At 57.8% G+C, this 12,263-nt stretch carries 5 protein-coding genes and 3 pseudogenes; all 8 read right to left on the bottom strand.

Annotated features, from left to right (window positions below; translation table 11 throughout):
- Nucleotides 1-60: 60 nt before the first annotated feature.
- Nucleotides 61-309 carry a hypothetical protein gene (locus AC2CF9_RS08250; RefSeq protein ID WP_484556737.1) on the bottom strand — a complete coding sequence of 83 codons (249 nt, stop codon included), beginning with the start codon at nt 307-309 and terminating at the stop codon, nt 61-63.
- Nucleotides 310-966: 657 nt separating this feature from the next.
- Nucleotides 967-1,335 (bottom strand): annotated as a pseudogene (locus AC2CF9_RS08255) (VENN motif pre-toxin domain-containing protein); the annotation flags it as partial.
- Nucleotides 1,332-1,715 (bottom strand): CDI toxin immunity protein, encoded by a 384-nt coding sequence (locus AC2CF9_RS08260; protein ID WP_484556738.1) that lies wholly within the window; start codon nt 1,713-1,715, stop codon nt 1,332-1,334. The pseudogene AC2CF9_RS08255 and the gene AC2CF9_RS08260, both read right to left, overlap by 4 nt.
- A 5-nt stretch (nt 1,716-1,720) precedes the next feature.
- Nucleotides 1,721-2,041: pseudogene (locus AC2CF9_RS08265) on the bottom strand (hypothetical protein); the annotation flags it as partial.
- A 414-nt stretch (nt 2,042-2,455) separates the two neighbouring features.
- Nucleotides 2,456-2,602 (bottom strand): annotated as a pseudogene (locus tag AC2CF9_RS08270) (VENN motif pre-toxin domain-containing protein); the annotation flags it as partial.
- A gap of 85 nt (nt 2,603-2,687) precedes the next feature.
- A complete protein-coding gene (locus AC2CF9_RS08275) occupies nt 2,688-3,035 on the bottom strand; it encodes an immunity 8 family protein (RefSeq protein ID WP_108569680.1) in 348 nt (115 codons plus the stop codon).
- A gap of 9 nt (nt 3,036-3,044) precedes the next feature.
- On the bottom strand, nt 3,045-11,723 hold the full coding sequence (locus AC2CF9_RS08280; protein ID WP_484556739.1) for a two-partner secretion domain-containing protein: 8,679 nt from the start codon (nt 11,721-11,723) through the stop codon (nt 3,045-3,047).
- Between the two features lie 12 nt (nt 11,724-11,735).
- Nucleotides 11,736-12,263, bottom strand: coding sequence for a toxin-activating lysine-acyltransferase (locus AC2CF9_RS08285; RefSeq protein ID WP_484556740.1), 528 nt, complete (start codon nt 12,261-12,263; stop codon nt 11,736-11,738).

A 12,263-nucleotide genomic window follows, 5' to 3' on the forward strand; every position in this document is an offset into this window, starting at 1 on the left:
GCTGAAGGGGGATCGGCATGTTAAAAGAGATCCCAGCATCAAGGCCGGGATTTTCATAGGTCACTTAGAATTTGAAGACGAGGCAGGTTTCTCTTTCGACATGAGACATTGCCCTAAACCAATGATAACCCCGCATCCGATTGATATTTCAGCACCTTTAATTAAATCAGTTCTATAAAAATAAAAATCACCCACTAAAAAATAGGATGCCAGAGATATAAGCACTCGGCCACCGACAAGAATAATGAAAATACCCACTGTCCATGAGGAAATTAATAATAATAAGAGCTTAAGCTTACTATTTTGCATTACTGTCTTTCTCCATTTTCTGCTGAATTTTTTCAGCCAAATTCTGTGCGGAATTTCCAAGATATTCAGAACCAGCAGATTCAGCTACTGCTCTGTTATTTTTGGTATAGTAGATTGAGGAATTATGGTTTGCAGCTTATCTACACCTTTACCTATAGTTGTACCACCAAGGGTTCCTAAACCTGCTCCGATCATAGGAGCTGCAGCATCTTTCCCCTGCAAGCTAGCTCCCACATACGCTCCGGTAATACTCGCTGCTTCTGTGAACAAAAAACCTTTGCCCTGTGTTAATGCACTGACACCAGTAGCAATGAGCGCATCAGTGGCACTGAATGGTCCCCCGCTGTTCAGCTGATTAAAAACATTCGCCGAACCACCGATTGCACCTGCACCAATAACATTTCCCGCCGTTGCTGCAGCAGGTAACAGAACAGGTGCCACAATCGTCGCTGCGCCTGCACCCCATGCCGTTAATAAGCCGGTTGCCGCATTCTGTCCGACAGGCAAATCACCCGTCACCAGCTTGTCAGAGGCATACTTAATTTGCTCTGGTGATGCCGGATTCAACACTTTGCCCGTTTCAACCGTAAGGTTGGTATTGTTTACCAGTGAACCCTGAGCCTGAACATTATTCCAGAAGCCGCTGCCGAACCCGTCCAGGCCGCTCAGGTTGTTATTCTCAACCGCGTTCCGCCCCGCCTGCGCGCCCGCTACTCCGCCCGCGAGGCCCGCCGCCAGCGTCCCCAGCGCGCTTATGGTCTGGCGCTGCGTCTCCGTCAGGTCGCTGCGGTCAGTGCCCGGATACATCTGCTGTGCGATGTACTCGCCCATCACTGCGCCCGACGCCCCCGACAGCGCGCTGTTTCCCGCCGCGTAAGCCGTCACCGCACCCACCACCGCGTGCGCCATCAGGTTCGCCTGCACGTTTACCGAACCGTCCGCGTTCAGCGTCTGGTTATGAATAACCTCTGCCAGATACGGTGCCGCCGCGCCCGTTACCGCCTGCGTCAGGCTGCCTCCCGTCACGAACGTCCAGGTCTTGACCCAACACGAAACCTCTCGGATGGGAATAAAGGTTGTATTATAATTTCATTATTATAAATAAATAATTTTGGTGACAATGCCGTAACATCATAGACATTTTCAGCAATCAGCTTAATATTCGTCCTAAATATCGGTATACCAGCATCATCTGCCAAGACAAATACGTCTTTATTTTTTACTATGCTTACGTTCAATACATCATACAAATTATCATAATCACTATGTTCTATCTCATTCCATACAACCCCCCCTGGGGCAATAGGGTATTTATTAAGTAAGTCAATAGCTTTATTCTCCTCATCGCCGATAACCAAATGAAAATCAGAAAACAATGCTTCTTTACACTCATCAAATAAAGTCATTATTTCTACCTATTTAATTGTTTCAATATAGTTTCAAAAACCTTTTCATTACCTTCAAAAGGTATGACTGTTTTAACTGCTTTACCAGGTCCTTTACCTTTCGAATAATCCCATGTATTAATGTGAGTCCCTTTCTCTGGGTCATAATCAACACGCCAACCTAACTTGCCATTACTGGATTGACGACCAATAACTTTTCCATTGCCAGCACTCACTTCTAACCGACCAATAACAGGCTTTGAATCAAGACCTAAATCACCGACCATATTTATGGCTTTATTTCTAGCTATTTCCCAATTCTTTTCAGCTTTAAGCACCGTTTCAATACGGTTTCCGACTCCCGGAACTTTCTTACCCGGCAATATAATCCCGGCCAGCATCCCGCCCGTCGCTTCCAGTGCAAGCTGATTCCCGTCCGCTGCCTGTTTTACCGTGTCTGCCACTGCCGACCAGGTTTCACTTTTCAGCAGCGCTTTCACGCTGTCGGCTACCGCCTGGTTCTTCCCGGTCAGGTCGCTTAACGCTTTACTACAGTAGCTGTCTCCGGTTGCACAGGCCGCCAGGGCCATTGCAGCATCCGCTACGTAATCCACGCCACCTAATGCCGACTCACTGGTATTTGCTATAGTACCAATGATGGTGTTTGCGATGGCAGAGGTCGTACCATTACACAGCTTGTCCCTGACCTGTTCTTTCAGCGATTCAGCTGCCTGTTTCACCGTGGCACGCGCCTGGTCACCGGACAGTGAGTTATTCTCAACCGCATTCCTCCCGGCCTGTGCGCCCGCCACCGCATCTGCCGTGCTGTTTCCGGCTACGCCGCCCGCTAGACCTGCCGCCAGCGTGGCCAGTGCGCTGATGGTCTGCTTCTGATCTTCACTCAGGTTTTTACGTTCAATCCCCGGATAGCGGAATGCTGTTGCTACTTACCAGTGATAAGACTCCCGGCATAATATCCGGGAGTCTCAATGTCTATGGCTGGTAGTCTTCATATTCCCAGGCGAAAACTCGGGATAATTTTTGTGCTATCTCAATCCAGTTTTTGCCTTCGCATTGATCGATATAATCAGTGATAGTTTTGGTTATCTCTTCCAGGTCATATTTACGTACAAGGAGCGTATGCCGCATCAACTCTGGCACCCAATGATGTTTACAGAGCCATTCGGGTGTGTATATACGAAGATCGAAGTTGTCTGCACCAGAGCTATCTTCACATCCAATTCGCAATAATAAACGGAGAGAAAAATTAAGTTCATCTTCTGGATGAAATGTATCCAACTCAACGTCGTCATTTGAAATGCTTTTTAAAATAGCCTTCATTTTTATTTCCTATTTGATATCCAGATGGCCATTACCGATCTTAGTTTTGTCGCCGGTAGCAGGATCTATTTTAAACGTTTCAAAATTAGCCTGAGTACCAGTTGTTGCATATGAACTATTATCTTTTGAAGCAGGAAAACGATATACACGAGTACCATCAGCACTCATTAATCCAGATTTATCACTGGTAAGTCTTGCTCCATCGCCAACCCAGATTTTACCTAACTGATCGGCTTCTGCTGATGTTCCTGAGCCAATACCATAATTTAGCTTGCCATTATCACCTTTAATAATGGCTGCCAGTCTCGTATCCTGCTTCGCAATATTATTCAGATTCTGCTGCCTGAGTTCATCTTTTAACTTTGGATAGTTTGCAATGTTATAAGCAGAGACTTCATCGCTGGCCTTATTGATCAGCTTCGATGCCTCCGCTATATCGCCTTTCTTCAGTGCTACTTCTGCCGCTTTAATGGCCTTACCGGCAACATCACCTGCACCCGGTATAATACCCACCACCGCTGCCAGATAGTCAATAGCCGACTGCGCCTCCGCAAAACCTTTGATATCGCTCACAATCGGTACAAAATCAACGCTCAGCGAAGCCGTTGCTTTCAGCGCTTCACGCCGCTCGTTGTACATTTTCACTGAGCAGGTTTCGGCGCTCATGCCGCCACAGTTGGCCTTCTTATAGCGCTCGTTTTCGGCCTCAACGTACTCACCGGCCTTCTGCTCAAGCGTCTTGCCTTCAGACTGCGCCTGAGCGATATCAGCGAGAGAATTATTCTCAACCGCATTCCTCCCCGCCTGCGCGCCCGCCACTACGCCCGCCGTGCTGTCGCCCGCTACCCCGCCCGCGAGGCCCGCCGCCAGCGTCCCCAGCGCGCTGATGGTCTGGCGCTGCGTCTCCGTCAGGTCGCTGCGGTCAGTGCCCGGATACATCTGCTGTGCGATGTACTCGCCCATCGCCGCGCCCGACGCCCTCGACAGCGCGCTGTTTCCCGCCGCGTAAGCCGTCACCGCACCCACCACCGCGTGCGCCATCAGGTTCGCCTGCACGTTCACCGAACCGTCCGCGTTCAGCGTCTGGTTATGAATAACCTCTGCCAGATACGGTGCCGCCGCGCCCGTTACCGCCTGCGCCAGGCTGCCCCCCGCCAGGCCCTGCACCGCCGCCGTCGCTGCCTGAATACCCTGCTGAAGGGCGCTGCCGGTGCCAAAAGGCGCTGCGGCCGCTTTATAGCTGTCCGTTGCGGCCAGCGCTTTGTTGTAGTCAGCCCACTTCGCCTTCGGCGCGCCTTTGCCCGGCTCTCTGATATCCTTTGAGGCCAGCTCCGCCTTACCGGCATTCGTGGCCCTTATCTGCCCCTCCGTGCGCGCGATGTCCGCCGCCTGGTTGCCGATTTCCCCTATCAGCTGCGCCGCCTGCAGCCGGTTCTGCTCCCTCTCTTTATCGAATATCGGCGACAGCGTCTGGTTCGCGTGCGCGGCGTCGCGGCTCAGCCCGCTCACGTCCTGCGACTGCTTGTCCCCGTTGCGGATAACCAGCGCGCCCCCGCTCACCGCCGCCTTCGTCAGCGAGCTGGCGCTGTCGCTGTGGTTCGCCCCCGTCAGCAGCCCGTTCGCCATGTTCCCCGCAAACTGGCCGCCGATGCTGCCCCCGGTGCTCACGCCCGCGCTCTGATGCTCCACCTTATAGTCCGCCCGGTTTTCGATGTCGCGCCAGCCCAGCGTGCCCGTCTCCAGACGGTTTTTATCCGCCGTCGCCGTCGAGCCGATAACTGCGCCGTTCAGCTGCGTGTGCCCTCCTACCGTCACGTCAAAGCCGCCTTTCCCCGCGAACAGGCCGGTCTGCTCCTCCACGCTCTGCCAGGTGCTGTGCATCTTATCCCGGCTCAGGTTCACGTTCGCCGAGCCGGTCATCGACCCGAAGGTGAAGCTGCCCCCGGCGCTGGCGCTCTGCTGCTTCGAGTCGTAGCGGTCACTGTCCTGCTCGCTCGTCAGCGTCAGGTTGCGCGCCACGTCCGCCCTGATTTTTTCGCCGCTCACCTGCGCGCCCTGAAGCGTGGTGTCGCGCCCGCTTATCAGCGTCACCTCACGGCCCGCGCTCACCTGCGTTTCCGTGTGGGTGACGCCGCTGGCCTGCTCGCTGCCTTTTGCCTTATTCGCGCTGGCGGAGACGCTGATGCCCCAGCCGCCCTGACCCGCGCCGATGCCCACGCCCGCCGTGCCGCCGTGGCTCTCGTTTTTACCCTCCAGCGACGAGGTGTTCGCGGCCGAAAGCAGATTCAGGTCCCGGTTCGCCGACAGCAGCAGGTCTCTGCCCGCCTGCAGCTGGCTGCCCTGCACCGTCAGGTCGCCGCTGTCGCCTTTCACGCCGCTGCCGCGCGCCACCACGCTCAGATTATCGCCCGCCGTCAGGCTGCTGCCCTGCGCGGTGCGCTGCTCGCTGTGCTGCGTGGAGGTGGAAGACTGGCTGCCGTAGGAGAGGCTGACGCCGATGGCGTTGTTGTTCTCCGGGCTGTCGCCCTGCGCTTCTGCCAGCCGGCCGGCCTGCACCGCCTGCACGCCGCTGAGCGCCGCTTTGGTCCCCTGCAGCGCCGCCAGCCGTCCGCTGTCGGCAGACTTCGCCTCCTGCACCGTCTGCGCCGCCGTGTTCAGCGCGCTGCCTGCCGTGCCGGAAAGCGCCAGCGTCAGACCCGAGGTTTTCTGCTCCACCCGGTGCGTCTGGCTGCTCTGGTTTTCCGCTGCGGTGATGCTCACCTCGCGACCGTCCAGCGTCAGATTTTTGCCCGCGATAAGATCGGAGCCGTTGATATCCAGCCGGTTGCCCGCCGTCAGGGATACGCTGCCGTTCACGCTGCCCACGGTGCTGCCCTGGCTGGTCGTCTCCTGCGCGGTGTCGGTGGTTTTCAGGCTCTGTTTGCCGTAACTGAAGCCGATACCGCCGGTGCCGGAAAACCCGCTCTTTTTCTCCTGCGCCAGATGCTGTTCGCTGTTGCGTTCAGTCGCTCCGGTAACGCTGAGATCGTGCCCCGCCTGCAGGGAGAGATCGCCGGTACTCGCTATCTGGCTGCCCTGTACGCGCAGATCGTTGCCCGCCGCCACGGAAATAGTGTCGCCATTCAGCGAACTCCCCTGCGCCGTCTGACGCGAAATCTGGTCGCGTGTGGTTGTCGTGCTCTTCGACAGCCAGCCGCTGCTGCCCGTCGTCTTTTGCCGCTCGTCCAGATCCCGGGTGTTCTCGCCGTTTGTCAGTGTGACGTCATGTCCGGCGGTCAGCGCCAGCGCAACATCTGCCGACAGGGTGGCCGCGCGGGTATGAAGATCGTTGCCTGCCAGCAGCGAGAGATCGCCCTTGCTGACGACTTCGCTGCCGATCTCCTGCGCATTGCCCTGCTTCAGGCTGTTATCGCTATCCCAGACAAGCGCGTCCCGGCTCGCCGTACTGACGGTATTAAGCGTCAGATCGCGTCCGGCCTTAATCACCGTCTGGCTATTGTCGCCGCTGTTAACCACCTGCGCCGCCGTGAGAGTGATATCACGTCCGGCCTGCAGTATCAGCCGGCCGTCGTCGCCCTGCACGTACATGCCTGCCACGCTATCCACCGTGGTCCGGTCGAACTGGTTCTCACCGTTCCGGCTGCTCACGCTGCGGGTTGTGCTGACGGTATTGATATCCCGTCCGGCTCTGGCGAGCAGCGAGTCGGTTGCCTCAATCACGCCGCCGATATTATTGATATCTGCGCGGGCGAGAAGATCGACACTGGCGCCTTTAATCGTTCCCGCCATGTTGGTGATATTACCGGCGCTCAGCTTCACCACTTCGCGCCCGGCCAGCGTACCGCTGTTAAACAGGCCACTACCCAGGTTCAGGTTGAGGTTGCGGCCCGCAATCAGCGCACCGCTGCCATCGACATCGCCTGGCTGAATGCGCGCATACACCTGCGGTACCAGCACCGTCTGGCTGGAGCCATCCGGCAGTCTGACCTGCGCGTTAACCAGCCAGACAATATCTTTTGTCAGCTGCGCCATCTGCTCAGGCGTCAGCGCCACGCCTGGCGTCAGGTGATAGCGCTGACTAAAGGCGATAGCGTTGTTCATCAGCGCCTTGTACTGATCTTCGTCGTTGCTGAAGCCGCCCAGGTAGCGCTGCCCTGTCAGGTTCATAACCTGTTCCCGGATCAGCCGCTGCTCGTAATAGCCGTCACCCAGACGCTTCAGTACGTTATCGCTGTTCTGCGTCAGGGCGTCCTGCATATAGTCGCTGCTCAGCCACTGCTTCTCCTGCGTAAAGCGCGGATCGGTCTCTACCAGATATTTACCGCCGGGAGAGGGGTTGGTTCTGAACAGGCTGTTGTCCGGCAGGCGCGTATCGGGCCCGACGATGCGGATCACGCTCGCGTTCTCCCCCTGGCTGCCGGGCACATCAAAATGCTGGCCGGGTTTAAGCAGAGCGGCAATGTCAGGCATGCTGCCTGTGATATGGGCATTCACGCCGCCCGCGCGGCCCGTCGTGGCGTCGGTACCCTCTGTGCTCTGCGGGGCGAGCGAAAGGGGGTTGCCGCTCAGTTCACCGTGATCGACCAGCTTTCCCGGCTTCAGGGCAATCGTCTCAATCACATCCGGCGGCGTGTAATCCGATGTGCTGTCGCCCTGCTCGTCGCCACCTTTATGACGGATGCGCTTGTAGTGAGTCACCTTACCGACGTCAGTCGTGATTCGCTGGCCCGCCACCTCGACGTTATTGAGATCGCGCGCGTTTATTGTCAGCGTATTGCCCGCGATAATCTGGCTCTTATCGTTCAGCACGCGGTCAGCGTTTATCGTCAAATCACCGCCCGCGATAATCTTCGCCGGATCGCTTTCGGCGATCTGCGTCTCCTGCACCGTACGCGTGTAGTCATACTGGTAGAAGTTATCGTTATTGCTGCCGGTGTTGCCTGGCGTGTTGAGATTAAGCAGTGAGTCGGCTGAGTTGCGGTCAACAAAGACGCCCGGCTCGCCGGCTTTCCAGCGGACGGTATCGCCCGAGTGCTGATACCCGGTAATCGCCTCCGAAGAGACGGTTACCAGCCCGGTGCTGAAACGATCGTTGACGTTATTGATTTCACCGGCAGCCATCTGCATGTTGCCCGCTGACTCGATGGTGGAGCTGTGATTATTGAGGGTAGCTGCTCTGCCGGTTGCCAGGCCGTCAGCATTCAGCTCGCCGCCCAGCGCCATATCGCCGGCACTGTAGATCAGGCCGTGGTCACGATTATTCAGCGTCTGCACGCCGATATCCACCCGCTCACGTCCCGCCAGCGTGGCGGCAGTGCCGTTTTCCGCCAGGTTGTTGAAAATATCAGCCTGCACGCCAACGCTGTCGCCATAGATCCGGCCACTGCCGATATTGGTCAGCGTCGACGCCTTCAGCAGCGTCTGTTTACCGTCGATCAGCCCATAGTTGGTCAGCTGTCCGCTCAGCGTCAGCCAGTTCTGTCCGGCATTGATCTCGCCGGTGGCAGCGTTCAGCAGGTGGGTGGCGCGCAGATCGAGCTTGCCGCCCGCCAGCAGTTTACCGCTGTTATCAACGTCGCCTGCGGTTGTGAAGTTGAAATTGCCGTTGGCAATCATCTCGCCGCGGTTGTTCAGGCTCTGCTGGCTGACCAGCGTGATGTCACCCAGGGAGAGGATCTGTCCGTCACCCTCCAGGCGATCGGCACGGATCGTCAGCGATCGGCCCGCTTTGAGAACGCCCTCCCGATTTTCCAGCGTCAGACTATTGCTCTGAGGCTGCGCCACTCTGAAGCTGCGCAGGCGACTCTCCGGCATCAGGTCATTGCTCTGCAGCAGCAGATCTTCTCCGGCCGAAATCGCACCCTGCCGGTTATCGACCGAGCCACGGCTGTTGATGATCAGTTGCCGATCGGCCAGTAACATGCCGCGCTGATTGAACACATCGTCGCTGTTAATCCGCAGGCTGGCCGCTTCAATACCCTGCTGATCACCCTGAGTATCCTGATTGTTCAGCTGCAATGCGTTCAGCACGGCGTTCGCGCCGCTGCGAATCAGGCCGCCCGCATTGTCTACCGTGCTCTGCGCACTCACCAGCAGATCGCCAATGCTCTGGATCTCTCCGCCACGGTTATCCAGATGAGTCATTTCCAGCGAAGCCGCCTGCTCGCTGACGATGCGCCCGCCGCTGCGGTTATCCACTCCGCCACTCTGCAGCGTAAGTTCGCCTTTCGCGCCCACGGTTCCGGCCTGATTGTCGATCGCGCCGCTGTGCAGATGAAGATCGCTAAGGCTGTAGAGGGTGCCGCTCTGGCTATCGATCGCCTGGCCGTGGCTGTCGATAAGCACGCTACCGCCCTGCAGCAGACCTGCCCGGTTATTGAACGTGGAGTGCGTGTCGAGGCTGAGCTGCTCCTGTGCCACCAGCGCGCCAGCGGCATTATTCAGGCCGTCAGCCGCCAGTTGCAACACTTTTCCGCTCAGCGTCAGACCCTGCGTATTGTTTATCTGTCCGGCGCAGATAAGCATGTCGCCCTGGCTGATCACGCCGCCTTTTTCGCCGCTGTTCTGATTAAGCAGCGTCTCTGCGCCGATATCAAGCTGCGCACCGCTTTGGATAAGGCCGCCGTCCCGGTTATCGAGCGTATCGCCGCGCAGCGTCAGCGCCTGCTGCGCCACCAGCTGGCCGTCACGGTTATCCAGTAAGCGGGCATCCACATGCCCGGTGTCGCTACTGACTATCCTGCCCTGAGCATTCTGCAGCACATCCGCCGTGACGCGCAGCGTCTTACCCGCCCTCACAACGCCCTGCTGATTAGCCAGCTGCGCGCCTCGCAGGCTGAGATCGCCTTCACTCGCGATCAAGCCCTGCCGGTTCGCCAGGCTGTCCGCGTTGATATCAATCTGCCGGGCCGAGGTGGTGCCCCTATCAATATCGACATCGCCACCGCGCAGGGTGAGCTGACCATTTGAGCGCAGCGATCCCTTACTGCCGCGCAGATTACCGGTGGTGATCGACAGTGTGCCGCGGCCTGTATGGGTGATGTCACCCGACTGGTTATCGATCGCAGCCGCATTGAGCGTCAGGTTGTCACTGTTAGTCGCGATACGGCCGCCCTGATTATTCAGGCTGCCCGCGAAACTGAGCGTGAGATCGTCACGCCCGGTTTGCAGGATTTGACCCTGCTGGCTGGAGAGATCGCGCGCCTGCAGGTTGAGCTTGCTGGCTGTCAGCGTGGCGCCATCGTTGTTCAGCATTTTTCCGGTGCGCGCGGTGAGCTGCTGCTGCGCGGTCAGGGTGCCGCTGCGCGTCACGATATCGCCCTCGCGGGCGTCGAGCGTCAGGTTTTTACCCTCGGTACGGCTGCCGCTGAGGTCAATAGTCTGCCCGCGTGCGCTCAGGCTGCCGCCGGCCAGGTTTTTCCCCTGCGCGCGAAGCTGGCCCGTTGTCGTCAGGGTCAGATTGCCCGATTCACCGGGTCTGCCGTCATCCTGCACACCTGCCGCGAGAACGCCTGGAGCCGTGCTGTTGAGGCTGCCAGCCTGCAGCGTAACGTCATTGCGTGCCACAACAGAGCCGCGGTTCTGCACATCTGCCGCACTGGTTACCGACGCTTTTCCGCCAGAAAAGATCGTACCGCTGTTGCTGACCCCTTGCCGCGCGGCGAGCTGCAGATCGCTACGGCTCTGAATAGCGCCGCTGTTCTCAATGCGGCCATCAGCGGTGATGACCACCGAACCCGCCTGCGCGCCAATATTGCCCGCATTGCGAACGCCGACGCCCCTCTCCGTGCCGACCAGACGGATTTTTCCGGCATACATGCCGCCCAGGCTGGAGACATCAAGCGCCATCCGGGGTTCTGTAGCGCGCTCGTCGCTCTGCTTCGTGACCTGCTGGTGTGCGGCATCCACCTTGTTTCGTCCGGTGGTGACGCGAAGATCCCTGGCCCAGACGCTGGCATTGACCTTCACCGAGCGGGCAATAATGTCGGTATAGTCCTGGCGTGAGCTGTCCATCCCCGCCCCTTCGACCACCACTTCACCACGTTCAACGTTAAAGCCGGTCAGGTTGCCATTGTTGAGCTGCGCCTGTCCGGTGGTCAGGGTGCCGCGACTGGCATTGATGAATCCGCAGCCGTTGCAGGTGATCCCGGACGGGTTGGCGATGACGACCTGGGCTTTCTGACCCGCGACTTCAACAAAGCCGTTGAGGCGGCTGGGATTGCGCGAGTTAACCTCATTCAGGATCACTTTGGCTTCGCCCCGGGCCAGCCAGGGATTGCCGCTTACCATCCCGCCGAGTCCGGTCTGAACATTTTTGTGGGAGTTGTTGAGGATCGCTCCCCGCTTTCCGACATCAAACTGACTATACGTATTGCGGGAAACACCGCCTGCGGAGGGCGTCTGGATATTGATCTGCGGCGTACCGCTGGCGCTGTTTATTATCGTGGGCCGCTGGCCGCCAGGCGCCTGTGCATCTGCCACAATGGCGGCGCAGGCAGGCTGTATCACGCCCATCGCCAGCCAGAGACTAAAACATAATGCGCCGACTCTGCCAGTGAGGCTGCTAAGCGTGTGGCTGAGACCTGAAGCGCGTGCGCTGCCGGCCCGGCCTGATTTAGCAATATCCGGCACCACCATCAGCATGCCGCGGACTGTGTTAAAAATGACGCGGTAGCGATTTCTGTTCATCTAATATCCTTATCAGATTTGCGGTAACGCGGCGGTGAGCGGATGCTGCTGACGCCACCTTTTTGCCGCTTCATGGGTCACGCGACTGCCATGAAAGTTGAATACGCGCCTGCCGCGCTGCTCACCGCGGTGATCCAATGCCCGCCAGCAGGCATGAGGAAAGAGATCGCGCCGGATCAGGCGACTCATCGCGGCGGTATGGCCAAATGGCGCGATCCAGTCGCAGCACCACATGCGCTTGCCGCTGTTCCACGCGTCAGGCGGGAAATGGATAGCGGGCCGTGTAAGATAAAGCGCTTCGGCTTCTTCGTTCAGCCAGGCCCAGCTGAAGAAAAAAACCGGCGTACCCGCTTCAGCCACCAGTACATATTGTTGCTGTTTGATGATCGGCAGCAGCAGCGTCGGCAGGGCGTGCAGCGGCGCATCACGATGCAGCGGCGAGTGCATCCAGAGCCACACCGCCGATCCCAGTATTTCCGCTTCACTCTCTTCACCGCCCAGAATAAGCGGCGATTTAACCTCATACTTGCCTGCGCGCAT

The sequence above is a fragment of the Pantoea sp. SYBGC1 genome, from assembly GCF_057197005.1.

Excerpts from the sequence above, each read along its gene's own strand:
- AC2CF9_RS08250 (WP_484556737.1), bottom strand. The coding sequence starts at position 309 with ATGCAAAATAGTAAGCTTAAGCTCTTATTATTATTAATTTCCTCATGG.
- AC2CF9_RS08285 (WP_484556740.1), bottom strand. The coding sequence starts at position 12,263 with ATGCGCGCAGGCAAGTATGAGGTTAAATCGCCGCTTATTCTGGGCGGT.
- AC2CF9_RS08280 (WP_484556739.1), bottom strand. The coding sequence starts at position 11,723 with ATGAACAGAAATCGCTACCGCGTCATTTTTAACACAGTCCGCGGCATG.
- AC2CF9_RS08260 (WP_484556738.1), bottom strand. The coding sequence starts at position 1,715 with ATGACTTTATTTGATGAGTGTAAAGAAGCATTGTTTTCTGATTTTCAT.
- AC2CF9_RS08275 (WP_108569680.1), bottom strand. The coding sequence starts at position 3,035 with ATGAAGGCTATTTTAAAAAGCATTTCAAATGACGACGTTGAGTTGGAT.